This window comes from Photorhabdus caribbeanensis, assembly GCF_018448885.1.
GTDB classification, from domain to species: Bacteria; Pseudomonadota; Gammaproteobacteria; order Enterobacterales; family Enterobacteriaceae; genus Photorhabdus; species Photorhabdus caribbeanensis.
Genome location: NZ_RCWB01000036.1, coordinates 12,843 through 30,242, shown reverse-complemented (window position 1 = coordinate 30,242; position 17,400 = coordinate 12,843). Strand labels below are relative to the sequence as shown.

Genomic DNA, 17,400 nt, shown 5'->3' with positions numbered 1-17,400 from the left:
AAGAGCTAAATCTTAAGATTATTAATCAACGGAGATATTGTTATGGATAAATATTGGTTTCACCTTTATCTTTAGTGAGCATGATAGTGTACTTATGTAATATTATCTTTCGATATTAATAATCTGATGCCAAAAATAAATTGAAGATAAATTAGTTATTATTATCTTCTTTAAAAAATTTTATTTTTTCAACAGAAATTAAGGTTAAATCTATTTGGGGTATACCTTTTAGTTCCATCGTTCTTTTACTATGAGTAATAAAACCAAAACATCTTCCCAGGCATTACAAAGAGATATGTCCGAATAAAATAAGACCATACTTTCTCTGCTGAGGAATTAACCGGCAGTGTGAAAATTGACTTTAATATTTGTGTTTTCTTATATTATTAATACATAGTAAGTTTACTTATGATAAGTTATCTTATTGAGTGTAAATTTTATTTTTTGTATTAATTAACGGGATATTAATTTTCTAAATATTTGCTCTATGTTTGATGCCCGATACTTGCTTCAGCTTGGTTTCGGCGTAATGCATAGAACGTTTACTCTTGACAGAGTTTGGTAATTATGTAAGACGGCAATAGTATTTTCGTCAATCCAGACAATTGAGGTCTATATTAAATATAGGATTTCGAGTTGATGGTTTTATAGAGAAATCTCGACATTGTTCCATGATGGAAAATTAAGAATAAATAGTTATATTGGGTGGCTGGCTAGTAACTCAATACTATTTATTCAGTAAAGCCTTATCCTATTTGATTTTTATTGAAATGAGGAGTTCGGAAATGTCAAGAACCGAAAGACTTATAGTATTATTGCAATACTTGAGACAAAGAAGGTACCCTGTCAGTGGTAAATTGCTCGCTAGTGATTTAAATGTAAGCTTGCGTACGCTTTATCGCGATATTGCTTTACTAAATAGTCAGGGGGCAAATATAGAAGGCGAGCCAGGCTTGGGTTATATATTACGGCCGGGTTTCATGTTGCCCCCTTTAATGTTTACGATGGATGAAATTGATGCCTTAGTTTTGGGCAATAAATGGGTTATTGAACAGAATGATGTTGTTTTGGCCAAGTCTGCCCATAGCTTTATATCTAAGATTGCCGCAGTATTGCCGGCAGAACAACGTGATCAACTATACTCTTCACCAATGTTTGTAAAAACAGAAGGTTACAGCAAAATTACAGATAATAATTTGATGTTGTCTGATATCAGAAAAGCGATATACCATAAATCAAAAATAGTGATAACTTTTATTGATTTAAATAATACACATACTGTGAAGACAACTTGTCCACTGTCGATCTTTTTCAATAATGAATTCTTCTTAGTTTCCTGGTGTGAATTCAGTCATAACTTTCTTAAATTACAAGTAGGAAAAATAGAGAAACTGGAAGTATTGTCTGAAAGATATATACAAGATAGAATATTATTACTAAAAAAATGGAGTGAGAAAGAGGGATTGTCTGATAATCATTTATCCTAAATAAATGATTACGGATGAGTAATTTATATGGGTGTTTATCTTATACATGTTTAATTGTTCTTTCTACTAAGTATATAGTTGCAAATGTAGAGTAGATTCTGATGATTATCTGAACTTTCTGCTATCATTTATGCTGAGGGCTTAAAAAGTTTAGTGATTTTATTAAGTTTGCTAAGATTCGGTTTTGTTTGCTCAAAATTAGGGATGAAAACTCTTAAGGGATCGAGTGGACAAGAGCGTTTATTAGGAAAACGCCGCCCTAGAGTGCCAATGGTGAATGGTAGGATAAATCACTTAATTTGGTAATCTGGGGCAACGAATAACATAGGGCGAGCTTGAGATTGTGGATAATAAAGTTCAAGAGTTCTTTAAAGGTAAGATTTTAAATCGATTGAACAAAGATCGTGATAGGATCACGATCTTTGTTTTGTCGACTTGCGAGCTTGTTTTTATGTAAGGGTGCTAGCGATATTTTCCACAGGATGCATTTTTCTTACATAAATAGTGAAGTAGAAGAAAAGCTACCATTTCCATGCATCCGGGCTGGTGCCAGTGGGTAATACACTAATGCCAAAATCGCTAATGACAACAGCGACATAGATATCATTATCATAACAATTTAATTGATATTGCCTTCCTTTTGCCGTCCATTGCCAATAGTCATTTTTCCAACTTTCTGGATAGAATTCCTGGATGAGTGAAGCGGTTGCTGGGTGTAACCCATCAACATTGAGAGTACTTGTATTCCCTGAGCTGCTCCAAATCACATCACCGATTAAATTTTCATTGGTAAGATTAACAACGAAAAAATAATGGTTATTAATTTCAAGCATTTCACCCTTTTCTTTTTCCTCAGTCTCTTTCATCTCTGACTCCTGATTAGTGGATAAAATGGGTGATTATTATAGAAATAACAATAGTTTCTCTGATATTTCTATTTTTATTGCTATAGATGCAATGGTTTAATTAATAATTACGGTAGCAATAGAACCAATATAAATATATTTTTATTTGATATTGTTTTGGTTTGCATGACTTTTTTGAACTGATTGTCACAGCATTTGATTACTATTCTTGATAATTTATTGTCTGTAAATTAATTGTATTTGTCAGAATTAATCGGTAATTATATATCATATATTTTTATAGTAGTGTAAAAATACAGAATGTAAAGTATATCATCATGAATGTTTTGCATGAATATTAAATTAATGCAAATCGTTATTCTCGGTAAGTTTGATTAAAATGGAGATAAGTATCTGAAAAAAATCATCAGAATCTGATATATACCCTATGGATTTCAAGATGGATCGCGGCGGCAAGGGAGCGAATCCCCGGGAGCATAGAGAACTCTGTTACCGGGGTGAGTGAGTGCAGCCAACAAAGAAGCAACTTGAAAGATGACGGGTATATAACGAATTAATAACTAAAGAACTAATATGTATGAGTCGAAACTTGATCTGACATCCATTCTCGACAGTTGTCAGATCAGGTTTGAGTTCTAGTACAAGTTATTACGCCACGGAGTTTCTGCGTGTCATTCTTCTGTAATTTTCTACCCTTCCTGTCATGACATTTTCTATGCCGGACAATATTCCAGAACAATTATGACAAGCAGGGAAGTCTTGATTTGTTGCCCCAACCAGTCGTTGTGTGAATATGTAGCTCTGACTCAAATGACTCGATATATTTTCTCCCCTTTTAGTAAGTTCCGTGACCATATAATTTAAGGCTTGTACCTCAGCATGCAGGCCCGCAATACCGGCCATTTTAGGTAAAATGTTCTTGTTTTCCTTAATATGTTCTCTGATCCGCTGTTCAATCAGAGGATGTAATTCAATGTCCGATGATTTGTATGCGGCTTTTACACCAGATATAAATTTTTCTATATCAGTAACACGATAGCTGCCAAGATCGATATTTGGCCTCCAACGTTTGGATGTTTGAAGTTTATCAGGGTGGTACTGTTCGAAACCGGGTTTCGCTTTTTCGCTGATGAGCTGCACCCCAGGGAAGGTGTTTTTTGCACTTAAGCTACCACTCAGGTTTAAAAATTTATCTTTATAGGTATCGTGCTCTCTGTTGGTACCATGACCCATAATACCGGCATGGGCGGCGTATCCTTTTAATTTTGCATTTGTATACTTCATATCTCTGGATTTTTTTTCTCTATCTTTTGGTTTCATAGGTTTGAGCGTTTCCTCATTTTTCTTTGTTTCTTGTAATATTTCACCGGTGCTTCTGGTGAAATATGTATATCTCTGCTCAACTCTTGGATTTTGTTTATATAAAAGTGGCGAAATATCAGGTCTGTTTTGCGGAATGGCTAGATCAAGCCAGTCTAAACTTGAGAGCCCCATATTATCAGTAAGCGTAATTGGGTTATTCATCACCATACAATAGAGATTTAATCCATCGATAGTGCCTGCCGGGTCCGCGCTTAGCCATCTGCCCGCCCACGGCTGATAATACCGATAGCCGTAATAATAGAGTCCGGTGGCATCCCGTTCTTTACCGGAATACCGGATCGTTTTGTAACTGGCTTCTATCTGGTTTCTTGCGGCCCATAGCGCTGTACCGCCAAATGGGTAGTACTCCTCTTGACTGATGGTTTGCCCGTCGCTATCTAGCTCAAGTTGGCTGGAACCAATCAGATTATCGTAACTGTAACGTATCTGATTATTGTTGATGTTTTCTGGTTTGCCGCTCTCCCAGTGCAGAACCCGCACTTGCGCGTGACCGGCTTCACCCACGGTAATTATCTGTAACTCTTCTGTTGTGGTGGTGCTATTTTGTGTCGTACGCAGTTCCAATCCTGACAGGTAAAGGACTCGTTGTTGCTGGAGGATATTCTGCGTTTGCTGTGCACTGACTTTTAACAGCCTCATCCCGTCGTTGCCATAGCGATACCACTCTACATCGTTGTCACTGTCGGCGTGGTTATCCCGTTTTACCGGCGTCACTTGTTGTAGTTCACCTCGTGCATTCCAGTTTAGGTTTAGTCCCGGTAGTAATGTCTTCTGATGACCACCAGCCTGAAACAACGCATCCACTTTGGTTGGATCAGTGGTCAAGGTACTCAGTACCGCACGGTTGCTGCGGTTCGAGACGGTTATATCTGTGGTGTAATTGTTTTGGCTCGCAGGCGAGCTGTGTCGGATTTGGGTCAGGTTGCTGCCACGGTCATAGGTATAAGTACGGGTATAGTTGGTGTAAGTGTTGTTATCGGAAGGCAGTGCTGGAGAGGGGAGCTGGTGATTCTGCTGGCCGATATTCGCCATTTCGCGTCCTGTTGCGCTGATAAGCTGATATAGGGAATCGTAGGTGTAGGTATTCTTCGGCACTATTTTCTGATTGCGCCAGAAGCGGGTCGCTTCTGCATCGTTTCGGAGACTGATCACGTTGCCAACTGGGTCATATTCATAACGTAAGTCTTGCAAGGCTTTGGTGTCGTTTGAACGACGGATAGTGATACCAATCAGTCGCTGGGTTTCTGGTTCGTAAGTGTATTCGGTGATGACATTATTACCGTACTCTTCGCGTAGTTTTTGTCCTGCCGCTGAGTAGGTTAGGGATTTGATGATCACTTGCTCATTTTGGCCTTTTACCGTCAGCCAACTCCCTTTTAACTGACCAGCCACATCATAAGCCAGACGCTGGATGTTTCCTTTGGCATCGGTTTGCGTCAGCATAGCGCCAGTGGCATCCGTCTTGTTTTCGGTGGTGTATACGTCACTACTTAATCTCTTATCCCAAATTTTTTTATCATCTCCGAACCAGTCCGCTTCTTGACTATCAGCCAGTAGTTGACGGGATTGTGATAAAGCTGAACCAGTCAGGGAAAGGCGATTCAGTTGGATCATTCCTGCTGTATCGTAGTGATGCACACACTGACCAGCCAGATTTTGATCTTTTTCTGCCGGTGTGTTGCCAGCCCAGATGAGACGTTCGGTGATATGGGGTACCTTTTCCTTTAGCTCTTGTTCGGTTACGGATAACAGGCGACCGGGCAGAGAGCTGTTTTCATATTGTCGGGTCTGCTTGACGCCTGTTGCAGTTACGGTCAGGACAAGACGGTTTTCAATATCATGAAAAGTGACAGTATTGCCCTCATCGACACTCTCTGTACGCAGGACGTTGCCCGTTAAATCGTACTGCCAGAGAAAATTGGGTTTCACCGTATTATCTTTCTGCCAAGCGTCATACAGGCGCGGATCAATGCTTTGGCGCCGGTGCCCGAAAGAATCATATTGATGACGGGTGATACGGATATCACTATTCTCTTCTGCGGTAGTACGGTGATAACGGATTTCGCGGACATCCAACCCACGGTTATCGTGAACTGTGATAGTGGGGGTATGTTGATAAGTTTTGGGGTCAAAGTTGTTCATAATTTACCTCTTTGTGGTGTTGAGTAATTGTGGTGTTGAATAATTTTTTGTCTGCATGGCAGCGAATGAACGCTAAGTTCAGCTCCTCCACATCATGGAGGATAACCTTTCCATTGAAATGCTATTGGCATGCAAGATTTCAGGAGATAAGCAGGAATGACCTTATTCAAAAGCATGCTGCTCAAAGGTGCCGCTGCAACTGAATAACAGTAGCAAGCATAGGGAGACCAGCACAAGTATCGTAAAAACAGTACCAGGATCTTTTGCTATCGCTTATGGCTGTTTTTTCTGTTCTGCCAAAAAGGAGAAATGACCTATCCTTATTTAACATACAGTTACGTATGGTGAGTATTAACTGGAAGTGCAATTATCGTTATAAGTGTGAGTTATTTTATTGGTTAAATAATTTTTGATGTTCGTCCATATCCGAAATTTGGTGTGGTTAGTCTGGCGTCAATAATGGCGCCAGATTAATCGGATGTATCAGATTATTGTGTCAGGCACATATTCCAGCAACAATTATTGGCTTAAATTTCATCTTCTGTATTATGGTGGAATAAAGCTATTGTGCCTGTTGTGGTATTGTAAGATACATTCTTAATTAAATGCTTAAATTCACTGATAATATTTTTCATGGAAAATGATTTTGTTGTGTTCTTTAAATAAGTATATGGTTTTAATTTTAATTAAATTATATGAATTAAATTTGATAATATCTGGATTGTGTGTTTTGTATTATTTTTGATGTTTTTTACAGTGTGATTTGCCATTGAGATATTATTATATACAATATAAATTACTGTGATTATTATCTGTTTTATTTTGAATTTATTAAATAGGAAGTTATTAAAAATGAGTCGGCCAGACTTTAGTTTGTATGGAATTTATATTTCACCTATTGCAATGATATAAAATACTAAATTTAGTAAATAATGTAAATTATTGCATGAGTTAATGTAAAGTCATGAAATGCATTATTAATTAAAACAAGGAATTAATTTGCAATCGTTATTTTTACAATGTAAATAATATTTTATTGTAATTCTTGGTTAAATTGTAAAATAAAGCAACCAATATGGTAATTATAAATATAAATGTTATATTTTAGGGATTATTAATAGGAAAAGTATATAAATTATAGTTTTATATTTTATTTATTTTTGATTTTGTAAAAGTAAAAACTTTTAGTTTTTTATTGGAATATCATTATATATAATATTGATTATTGGCAATTCTTATTTTAGTTGTTATTGAAATATTTTATTCTTACCGGGAGTTATATACCCTATGGATTTCAAGTTGCATCGCGACGGCAAGGGAGCGAATCCCCGGGAGCATAGATAACTATGTGACCGGGGTGAGTGAGTGCAGCCAACAAAGAGGCAGCTTGAAAGATGACGGGTATATACCCTATGGATTTCAAGATGCACCGCGACGGCAAGGGAGTGAATTCCCGGGTGCAGAGAGGACTATGTGACTGGGGTGAGCGAGTGTAGCCAACAAACTTGAAAGATAACGGGTATAATGGTTGATAAAGAAATATTAACATGAATCATTAGTAAGATGAGTAAAGTAATTATATGAAAGCAAATTTCTATCGTGTGTATAGAAATATGTTTTTTTATTTTAATTTTTTAGTGGGTCTTTATGTTGATAAAAAATTTGATGAGTATTAGTAATATCAGAAATTGCTTGTTTTTAGGTATTGCAAATATCGATAATATAAATTTAGATCATCAATCTGTGTCTCTTATTATATTGTGAATAATTCTGAAAATTTCTCATCATTGAATATAAATAGACCATATAATGTTTTGCCTGAAATAGTTTACTTGCTGAAAATAATAAGGATATTTCTTTGAATTTAATGATTTTATTTTGGGATTGTAAACTTTATCAATTAAAAAAATTGACGGGAATAAATAGGCGGCATTATTGATTACCATGCTAATTATATAAATATCATGGAAATATCAGTATTCTATTTGTTTTTAAAAGGTTGAATGTTGATTATAAATTCATATCTGGTGAATAATTCCTTATTATTGGGGTTATTGATGCATAAATAATGATAACTAAACTCGTTGATAAGGTTGTTGAATATAAGTTGGTTATTATATTAGCCTTTGTTAAATCATAGTTTTTATATTTTATTGTTTTATTTACAAGGAATTAACAAAATTAAATGTCAGTTTTCAAAAAATAGTGACTTATTTTTATTTGGTTAAGGAGTTGTATTCAACATGTTGTTATTTTTTCTTCGGCGAAATTTATTTGCCGGAGGTTGAAACAACGTACCTATTATTTTAAGGGAGTAAATACCCTTTTCTTTAATTTCTGGAGATGACTTTTGACTTCTCTTGCTTATGTTGACGCCCTTTGTGCGCTTGAGCATCCCTATCGGGCCGATAGTGTTTGCGACCAATTGTTTGATGCTGCCATGCGTGAGTTAACGCTGTACCACTGTGAAAATACTCCCGGTTATTCTCCGTGGTTGAAGGCTAACGGTCTGGAAATAGAACGACTAGAGAAACTGGATGATTGGTCGCGTTTGCCGCCTATTTTCGCTAATTATTTCAAACGCCAGTTATTGCTCAGTACCACTGGCAGGAATGCATTGGAGTTGACCTCTTCTGGAACCACCGGCCAAAAGAGCCGTATGCGTTACGATGCACGTAGTATGCGTGCCGCTCAATATATGGTTGAACGGATTTTCGAGTATTACGGTTGGAATACGCCGCAGCAGCCTTGCAATTACTTGCTGCTAAATTATGAGCCTGCCGGTACGGTTACGTTGGGAACTGCGTATACCGATCAGTATTTGTATAAGTATGCACCGGTAAACCAAGCCTATTATGCACTGCGCTACAACGGAAAAAGCAATGAGTTTGATCCTTTTGGTGTGATCCGATCTTTACAAGAGTTTGCAGCACAAGGGTTGCCGGTGCGTATCTTGGGCTTTCCGGCGTTCTTGTGGTTCACACTGGAACGGATGCAGGAAATGGGGTTGCCCCCGGTACAGTTGCATCCTGAATCACTGGTATTTTTAGGCGGAGGCTGGAAAACCCACGCTGATAAAGCCATTCCACGATCCTTGCTGTATCGGCGTTTGGGGGAACAACTGGGTATTCCTGATGAGCGGTGCCGGGATGGTTACGGTTCAGTTGAACATCCGGTGCCTTATGTTGAGTGCCGAAATCACCATTTTCATGTGCCGGTCTATGCCCGCACCTATATCCGCGATACGGCCAACATGGCGGTTCAACCCTATGGTAAGCCAGGTTTTCTGCATTTGGTATCACCCTACATCACTTCCAGCCCGGCACACAGTATTGTGGCGAGCGACTTGGCGGTCATGCATCCGGCCGCTGAATGTGGTTGTGAATTAGCTACCGATTGGTTTGAGTTACTGGGGCGTGCTGGTACCAGTAAAAGCCGCAGTTGTGCGATTGCCGCTTCTGAGTTGATAAAGGAGTCCTGAAATGTATTTAGTGAATGGTCAGGTGATCTCTGACTTGGAGCCCGCTACCGTATTAGCGCAACTGAAAGGTAATTTGGCTGAGACGCTGGCTTCTCCTTTAAGTGTGCAACAGGTATTGGCGTGTGCTGAGCGCTTTGTTGATGATCTCGATACGGTTGCTGCCAGGCTTGAGCTGGATACAGCCGCAGTCGCCGCGTTACGTCGCTTCTGTCATCGCGACTCTTTAGAGGCAAAATTGCGGCATGAATTGGGAGAACAACCCTTTTCTCTGCGTCGCTTTGACTATACACAACCCCGTTTTGAAACTTGGCAGCCGTTGGGATTAGTGGTGCATATTACGCCAGCCAACGCGCCTTTGCTGCCATTTATGGCCGTGTTAGAGAGCTTGTTAGTGGGTAATGTCAACTGGTTACGCCCTAGTAGCAGTGATCACGGCCTTAATGCACGGATACTGGCTGAATTCCTGCGTTATGACCAGAGCGGCACGTTGGCGCCTTATATATCTGTGTTGCCTTTGCCATCAGATCAATTATCTGAATTATTGTCATGTGCTGATGCCGTATCCGCTTGGGGTAGCAATAGCGCCCTGACCGCTATTCGTAGCCAATTACGGCCCGGTTGCCGTTGGATAGATTGGGGACATCGTATCAGTTTTGCTTATTTGGACCCGATGGTCGCCAGTGATGCTGATTACGATGCATTGGCTGATGATGTTTGCCGTTTTGACCAACAAGCGTGTTCCAGTCCACAGTGTTTATTGGTGGATAGCACTGACGAGAACGTCTTACGGCAGGTGGTTAGTGCTGTGGCCGCCGCGCTGGAACGGCGTGCTCCAGTATGGCCGGCTTTACAGCCAGATATACAGGAAGCGGCGGAAATCAGCAGTCAGATGGCATTCTTACAGTTGGATCACACTTTTGCTGATCTCCGCGGCTCAGTAGAAAAGGGCAATGGTTGGCGGGTAGCCTGGATACAGCGTCAAGAACTTGCTCCATCACCTCTGTTCCGTACTTTGCAAGTCCGTCCGGCGCCGCGTGCACAATTGGTCGAGATTTTGTTGCCTTGGCGCACCTATTTGCAAAGTTGTGCTTTGATAGCTAAAGAAAAAGAGCTGCCGATGTTGAGTCGTCAGTTGTTAGCTGCTGGGGTTAGTCGGATATGTCAGGCAGGTACGATGCATGATGGCTATGAGGGTGAGCCTCATGATGGTGTTTATGCATTGACTCGGCTGGCGCGACGCGTCTCCGTCAGCTTAAAACCTGAACAACTGCCAGGCCATGTCGCATTAGATAAAGGGTCGGCCAATCCGCCGGAACTGGCTGGGATTCCCGTGATGGATAAAGCAAAGTTTCAGAGCGACGGCGTGACGGCGAAAGCACAGGTGTTTTTCCGTAGCGGCGGCAGTAGCGGCGAGCCAAAGCTGGCGGGTTTCAGCCACCGAGATTATCACAGTCAAATGCAGGCTGCGGCAGATGGTTTATTCGCTGCTGGTCTGGACCCATCCCAAGACCGGGTAATGAATTTGTTTTATGGCAGTAACTTGTATGGCGGGTTGATGAGTTTCTTCACTGTGCTGGATAAATTATCCGTGCCGCATTACCCGATGGGCGGCCCGATAGATGATGATTTTAGCCAAATCAGGCACTTTATTGTCACTCAGGGAATCAATACGCTGGCGGGAATGTCAAGCACTATACACCGATTGTTTGAATGTGAAGAGGCTGCGTTACGCGCTTATGGCGGGATACGCAAAATTTTTACTGGCGGTGAGCATATTGGCGAAGAGCGGCGTCGGTTTCTGTCCAGTTTTGGTGTACAGATAATTCGCTCGGCGATTTACGGTTCCGTGGATGCTGGTCCGTTAGGTCATGCTTGTGCTTGTTGCCAGGAGGGAGAGTTCCATCTGTTATCTGATATTCAATGGCTGGAAATCTTGGCTCTTGATAGTGATCAGCCTGTTCCGACAGGGGAAAGCGGTCGACTGGTGTTTACCTCTTTGGCAAGGGAAGGGCAGGTGGTCCAGCGTTATGATATAGGTGACTTAGGTTATTGGCTCCCTGATCTCTGCGACTGCGGATTACCAACGCCGCGGTTTAAACTGGGAGGCCGTCATGGCGTGTTGACAAGGGTGGGTTCTATTTTTCTGAATCCAACCGAATTATCAGCCGGGCTGCCGTTTCCGGTGCAGTGGTTGATAGGGAACAACTCCAATGGTTGTGATTATATCCATATATTAGCCGACGGGGATGCTGATCAGGTACGTATGCATCTGTTGCAACATAAGATGCTGAACCAGGTTGTCAGTGGTGGATTGCTGCAATTGGAAGTTATCCCGACACCTGTTGGACAGTTCCATCGTCACCCGCAAAGCGGCAAAACGCCGCTGGTGCTGGATAGCCGATTTTGAGACCAATAATACGACTTTTTGGGTAAATCATGACACTATCATTACACGATCTGGTTGAATACGCCCGCAATCATGCGCCTTTTTTTAAGGATCTTTATCGTGATCTGCCCCGATCCGGTTGGGCGTTGACTGATCTGCCATTGATCAATCCTGATGACTATTGGCGGCAATCGCAATCGCTGGAAAACTGGCCGGTATTAACCGGCCCTGTTAACGGCGGTCATGTTTTTAAAACCGGTGGTTCTACCAGCGATGGTCGATTGTCGGTATTCAGTTGTAGCGAATGGCGTGCTTTCGTGCGCGCATTTGGTCAAGGGCTTGCACAGCAATTACAGCCCAGTGACCGCGTTGCTAATCTGTTTGTGGCTGGTGATTTGTATACCAGTTTATTGTTTATTCACGGTGCCTTGTCCTATTCACCGGTGCCGGTGGTGGAGTATCCGTTTACCTGGTCAGTTGATGATCGGGCGCTGGCCGATGCGATTGTCAGCTTGGGGATTAATGTTCTGGCTGGGGTGACGGCGCAGCTATTACGTTTTGCCAGTACTTTGCAGCAGTGCGGCCAGTTTATGCCCGGCATTGATCGTCTGTTGTACGGCGGTGAAAGCCTGTTTCCAGAGCAATTGACGCTATTGAGCCACGTATTTCCTAATGCGCGTATTGGTTCAGTTGGGTGTGCCAGCGTTGATGCGGGTCTCATTGGCGCTGCGTCTCCCGATTGTTGTTACGGTGAACATCGGGTTTTTGATACGGATACCATTGTTGAAATTATTGACGAATCCAATGGTCAGCCGATTACGATGCCCGGCCAAAATGGCTTATTGGTTGTTACCAACTTACAACGGCGTCTGATGCCGGTTATCCGCTATCCTACCGGTGACATGGCTTGTTGGTGTGAAGCGCCAGGGCAGCCGCGTCGCAAATTCGCTTTGCAGGGGCGAGCGGGCAGCGCTCACCGAGTGCGAGTTTTCTCACTGTCCATTTTTCCTGACCATCTTGCGCATTTACTGCAACAGCAAGAGGGTATACTGGCTTGGCAGTTATTGCTGAGCCGTCAGGGTGGCATGGATAAGATAGAACTCTTGTTAGCGGGCGATTCATCACTGGCGTCATCGACAACATCAGTGCATCAGGCATTGTTGGCGGCACAACCCGCGATGGCAAAGTTATGTGATCAGGGATTTTTGCATGTGGAAGTCACTTACTGCGCTTTGGAAAATATGGTCACTCATCCACGCTCCGGTAAATTGATGCGGGTGGTTGATCATCGTGGTTATGGTGCTGAAGAGAAGGCAGCATGAGCATGAATTCAGGAATACCATTAGTTCGATTATTCCGGGAAGAGGATTCTGCCGGTATTAGTGCGTTATTTCGGGTTGTGTACGGCGAAGATTATGTCTACCCGGAAGTCTATTTACCTACCATGCTTGGCCGCTATAACGCGGCAAAACAGTGGTATTCCGCTGTTGCGGTACAGGATGGACAAGTGTTGGGGCATGCGGCACTGTGGCGGGATGAACGCTGTTCATTAAGCGCTGAACTGGCATTGATCGCAGTACATCCACAAGCGCGTGGGCAGGGTATTGCTACCGCATTGGGACGATATTTGTGTGATCAGGCCAAGAAAATAGGGTTAAGTATCCTCACGATTAAACAGGTGTCGTCGCATAACCATAGTCAGCGTCTGGCCCAAAATCTGGGGTTTCACACCACGGGGTTGCTGCCGGACTATGTAACATCACCGTTTGATCAGGCTCGCCCGGAAAGCATAGTACTGGGTTGTTTACCTTTACAAAGCTGGCCATTTCCAGAGGTACACTGGCCCTCCGGTTGGCAAAGGTGGCTGACATCGGTGACTCAAGTGTTTGGTCAAGAGCCTCTGCAACCGGAGGCGTTGGCTGATTCGGATATCCGTATAACCAATCATGGATGTCGGTTGGAAGTGTGGATAGAAAAGCAGACAACCGAGCGGGTAAAAGAGGTGGCGGAGTTACCGGCACACAAGCTGATATATGTGAAATTGCCGGTAGGGGAAGGGACTCTCCAGGCAATGGAAATTTTGCAGCAAGCAGGATTTGCCTGTACAGGGTTTGTGCCCGGTCATCATCACCATTGGGAAGCTTTGCTGGTTCGGGGGCATAGTAGGAAAGAGCTAGCCTTAAATTGTCAGTTTGCTCGTCGTTTGCACCAGCAAAGCATGTTTGCTTGTGTAAGCGCATAGCCTTTCTGCAAGTGTCAGAGGTAATCTGGTAAAGCCCGTCAAAGTTTGAATAGTTTTGCAGATTATTGACAAAGTGTTGGTCTTTTGGTCAGCACTTTGAACGGATAGTGGTTAATAATCTGCTCATGATTTGAAAAAACCTGTTGTGTACTTCTGCCAACTCGTCGCCGCGACTTGAATTTATTCATGAAACGCAATTTTGTTTAAATTTTGTATCAAAATTGTTAAAAAATATGATGAATTACAAGCGTTGATCGACATTATTTCTCTAATTTTCAGAATATTCCTATATATTTCTAAGTGAAATTCATTGCATTATTGTTCATTTATTAATCCATAAGTGGCAAAAGCATGATGATGATTTCAGTTAGATTCACTCTTCATGTCGTAAATCATAGGAGAAGTGAATAAATGGCAATAGGGTATTTCCTGCTCGTTGGTGATAAAACAACCTGTGGTGGACAGATTATTACCGGTGATCACACCATGACATTTAATGGGCGAGCAACTGCTCGTGAAGGGGATAAAGTTACTTGTGGCAAACATCCCGGTACTTACACGATTGTCGGTGGTGTATCTGATGTGTTTGACATGGGGCGTAAGCTGGCTGGCACGCTGGATAGTGTCAGTACTTGCCCCTGTCGCGCTCGGTTTATCAATTCGGAGATGGACAGCTATGAGAAGCAAGATAAGGCTGCTGACCGGGTTGTCGCTCCCACAAATATGGCGCAACAGCATTTCTCTTCTCCGGTAAAGGATGTGGGAAGCCCGCCTGCAACACAGGCGCCTCCACCGCCGATACCGGTGTTTACGAAGTCCTGCCAGCGGGGTAAAGGGTGTACTGACGCTGGAACTGAGCCTGAATCGGCAAATAACTTTGGCAGAATGGCGATATATCAGGTGCCGTCATCTCCTGCGCCAGCCACGGCACAAAAGCCTGAACCGCCTCCGCAAGGTGAGAAACAGCCGCCAGAACCGGATAAGCCGCGGGATAAAAAATTACCGTGGTATAAGCGGTGGTTTCGTAGTGGTGAAGATAAAGCCGAAGCGGCTGCTACCGCCGTGGCCGCCACTGCCCGCAGCGCGGTAGCGGAAGGGGAAACGCTGGTAATGCGTTACATTGGCGGCGGCGCTATCAGTGCAGGACGTTGGCTGGCAGCGCCGAATCCGGTGACAGTTGGGTTAATGGGGCTGTTTTATTCACCGTCGTTGAATCAGGGGGAGGAGGATTACTTAGATCCGTCTCGCCTGAGACAGATAGCGGAACAGTATGGAAAAGCACCAACTCGTGTACGTTTTCGCTGGATCAGAGATGAAAAAAGCGGCAGGATGACGGTTCAGGGATATCACGTCAGCCCGGAAGGTGGTCTGGATAAAGTGCCGGTTCGCATGATGACGCTGAATCGGACCACCGGTAATTACGAGTTCTGGGAACCGGGAGAGACCCGGCCAACGATTTTATGGACGCCGAATGAACAGGAATTCAAGGCTCCAGCTCATACCGGGAATGAAGAACAGCCGTTTATTCCGTCGCAAATAACCGTGTTGCCGATCCCGGATAAAGTGGGCAGCGATATTGAATCGTTGCCGATGCCGGAAGAGAAGGATTTCCGCGATTATATTCTGGTATTCCCCATTCCGAATATGCCGCCGGTGTATGTGTATCTGAGTAAACCTAGAAATGGATTGCCTCAAGATGGACACGACTATCATCCTGCCCCAAAAACAGAGGAAATTACTGGGGTTTCTGGGTTACGGTCAGCTAAGAAAAAAACTCCAAAACAAAGCGGAGGTGGTAAACGAGATAGATGGATCGATAGCAAAGGCCGCCGAATTTATGAATGGGACTCTCAACATGGTGAATTGGAGGTTTACCGGGTAAGTGACGGTGAGCACCTTTGCTCTGTAGATTATAAGACTGGGAAAGAGTTAAAACCCGCTGTCAAAGGACGAAACATTAAACAGTATTTGTGAGGTATATAATGGGATTGAAATTAAGATTGGAGTGGTTTGATAAACAAACAGAATTAGGGGAAGGGTGTGAGTATTCCAAGGATTTTGGAGATAATGCTGATGTTATGGCTAGTGGGTTGGGAATATCAACAGAAGATAATATAAATAACGGTGGTTTTGATGTGGAATCTAAATGGGTGAGCGTTTTACAGCCTCACTTCTGTCATCAAATTGATTTATCAGCTTATGATTATCAAATCTCTTTTGATTATAGAGATTTGTGGTGAATAGAGATTCAGCGGATAGTGGGATAGCGGGCAACAAACCATTATCCGTGTTTAACATAGGTTCTGTTCCACATACGCCAGATTTTGTGTATAAATGACTATCAACGTTGAAGCCCTAATTAATAGTTTAGGTAAAACTTATCAGGAAATCTTCGATGAGGGGCTAATTCCTTATAAAACTAAACCAAAAGGTTTTTCTGGTGATAAAACAATATCGTTAGATATGGTAAAAGAAGGGATTTTCTTATCATTTGATCGAGAAACTAAGACATTCATAGAGATGACTTTAACTTTACTTATACCTGAGCGTCCCAGTTTTGTTTTTCCGAACAACATGCCATATCCCTTAATTAAGGAAATGAACCGCCAATGGGTAGATAAGAATTTAGGTAAACCAATTAAATCAGCAGCTCCATTTGAAGCATTGACATATAAATTTGGTTGGACATATCTTTATTCCTATCAGGATAAGTCGGAAATTAGTATGCAAATATCGCACGATGTTCTAGATCGAGTCAGTCGAGTTACATTTCTACCTACAAGTGAAGTGCGTTGGTAGTTAGCAGAGAGGGAAGGTTCTTTTGAGAGCTAATTCATTAATCAACAGCTTGAAAAGTTAAATTGAAGATGAATTAGCTTAACCAAGAATAAAGGTCATGTAAATAATGATAGATGTTATTGAAATTATTAATAGTTTGGGGAAGACCGCAGATATGTTAGTTGAAAATAAACTTCTTCCAGAGGAAAAGTTTGAGTTTGCTTTCGAAGGTTATTCCAGATTTAGTGTTGAACTAGAGACGGGTCTTACTTTAGTTTTCGATGTTATATCAAAAGTATTGATTTCTGTTCAATTCACATTAATCAACACTGTTGATGATACTGGTACATATAGTGGTGATATGCCTGCTCCATTTCTTCACCAAATGAATAAAGCTATTGTCAGAGCATTTATGGGAGAACCCGATTACAGTGGTGGACCTGAGAGAATTCCGGTAATTGGCTTAATAGGCGGATTTGATGCCTATACTCGTAAACTAAATGATCAGTACCCAAATACAGAAATTCGCTTCCTTTATCAAACTGATCTTCGTGTAGATGCACTGTTATTTGAACAGTCGGTAAATAATGATTGATGTTCTTGCAATCATAAATAGTTTAGGACAGACAACCGAT

11 protein-coding genes are annotated in these 17,400 nt (G+C 42.1%); 9 read left to right on the top strand and 2 right to left on the bottom strand.

The features are described from left to right. Window positions 1-785: 785 nt before the first annotated feature. On the top strand, window positions 786-1,487 hold the full coding sequence (locus EAE90_RS19290) for a helix-turn-helix transcriptional regulator (protein WP_214054854.1): 702 nt from the start codon (window positions 786-788) through the stop codon (window positions 1,485-1,487). Between the two features lie 521 nt (window positions 1,488-2,008). Here the strand turns inward: EAE90_RS19290 and EAE90_RS19285 are convergent. Both EAE90_RS19285 and EAE90_RS19280 read right to left on the bottom strand, forming a co-directional pair. Further along, entirely contained in the window at window positions 2,009-2,353 is a 345-nt protein-coding gene (locus EAE90_RS19285; protein ID WP_214054853.1) for a hypothetical protein, read from the bottom strand. A gap of 648 nt (window positions 2,354-3,001) precedes the next feature. Then, window positions 3,002-5,878 (bottom strand): RHS repeat-associated core domain-containing protein, encoded by a 2,877-nt coding sequence (locus EAE90_RS19280; RefSeq protein WP_214054852.1) that lies wholly within the window; start codon window positions 5,876-5,878, stop codon window positions 3,002-3,004. A gap of 2,350 nt (window positions 5,879-8,228) precedes the next feature. Here EAE90_RS19280 and EAE90_RS19275 point away from each other — a divergent pair. From EAE90_RS19275 to EAE90_RS19240, 8 genes are all read left to right on the top strand, one after another. Next, a complete protein-coding gene (locus EAE90_RS19275; protein ID WP_214054851.1) occupies window positions 8,229-9,359 on the top strand; it encodes a LuxE/PaaK family acyltransferase in 1,131 nt (376 codons plus the stop codon). Window position 9,360: 1 nt separating this feature from the next. After that, window positions 9,361-11,766: an acyl-CoA reductase gene (locus EAE90_RS19270; RefSeq protein WP_214054850.1), complete on the top strand. Its 2,406-nt coding sequence runs from the start codon at window positions 9,361-9,363 to the stop codon at window positions 11,764-11,766. A gap of 29 nt (window positions 11,767-11,795) precedes the next feature. After that, window positions 11,796-13,067: a phenylacetate--CoA ligase family protein gene (locus EAE90_RS19265; protein WP_214054848.1), complete on the top strand. Its 1,272-nt coding sequence runs from the start codon at window positions 11,796-11,798 to the stop codon at window positions 13,065-13,067. Next, entirely contained in the window at window positions 13,064-13,987 is a 924-nt protein-coding gene (locus EAE90_RS19260) for a GNAT family N-acetyltransferase (RefSeq protein ID WP_214054847.1), read from the top strand. The genes EAE90_RS19265 and EAE90_RS19260 overlap by 4 nt, the downstream gene beginning before the upstream one ends. 411 nt (window positions 13,988-14,398) lie before the next feature. Next, entirely contained in the window at window positions 14,399-15,961 is a 1,563-nt protein-coding gene (locus EAE90_RS19255; RefSeq protein WP_214054846.1) for an S-type pyocin domain-containing protein, read from the top strand. 8 nt (window positions 15,962-15,969) lie between these two features. Beyond that, window positions 15,970-16,227, top strand: a complete 258-nt coding sequence (locus EAE90_RS19250; protein WP_036778200.1) for a colicin E3-like toxin immunity protein — start codon at window positions 15,970-15,972, stop codon at window positions 16,225-16,227. Window positions 16,228-16,321: 94 nt separating this feature from the next. Next, window positions 16,322-16,786, top strand: a complete 465-nt coding sequence (locus tag EAE90_RS19245) for a DUF6392 family protein (RefSeq protein ID WP_214054845.1) — start codon at window positions 16,322-16,324, stop codon at window positions 16,784-16,786. 106 nt (window positions 16,787-16,892) lie between these two features. Then, on the top strand, window positions 16,893-17,360 hold the full coding sequence (locus EAE90_RS19240; RefSeq protein WP_214054844.1) for a DUF6392 family protein: 468 nt from the start codon (window positions 16,893-16,895) through the stop codon (window positions 17,358-17,360). Window positions 17,361-17,400 lie beyond the last annotated feature (40 nt).

Coding starts and splice junctions, on each gene's coding strand:
- EAE90_RS19290 (WP_214054854.1), top strand. CDS start 786: ATGTCAAGAACCGAAAGACTTATAGTATTATTGCAATACTTGAGACAA.
- EAE90_RS19285 (WP_214054853.1), bottom strand. CDS start 2,353: ATGAAAGAGACTGAGGAAAAAGAAAAGGGTGAAATGCTTGAAATTAAT.
- EAE90_RS19280 (WP_214054852.1), bottom strand. CDS start 5,878: ATGAACAACTTTGACCCCAAAACTTATCAACATACCCCCACTATCACA.
- EAE90_RS19270 (WP_214054850.1), top strand. CDS start 9,361: ATGTATTTAGTGAATGGTCAGGTGATCTCTGACTTGGAGCCCGCTACC.
- EAE90_RS19265 (WP_214054848.1), top strand. CDS start 11,796: ATGACACTATCATTACACGATCTGGTTGAATACGCCCGCAATCATGCG.
- EAE90_RS19260 (WP_214054847.1), top strand. CDS start 13,064: ATGAGCATGAATTCAGGAATACCATTAGTTCGATTATTCCGGGAAGAG.
- EAE90_RS19255 (WP_214054846.1), top strand. CDS start 14,399: ATGGCAATAGGGTATTTCCTGCTCGTTGGTGATAAAACAACCTGTGGT.
- EAE90_RS19250 (WP_036778200.1), top strand. CDS start 15,970: ATGGGATTGAAATTAAGATTGGAGTGGTTTGATAAACAAACAGAATTA.
- EAE90_RS19245 (WP_214054845.1), top strand. CDS start 16,322: ATGACTATCAACGTTGAAGCCCTAATTAATAGTTTAGGTAAAACTTAT.
- EAE90_RS19240 (WP_214054844.1), top strand. CDS start 16,893: ATGATAGATGTTATTGAAATTATTAATAGTTTGGGGAAGACCGCAGAT.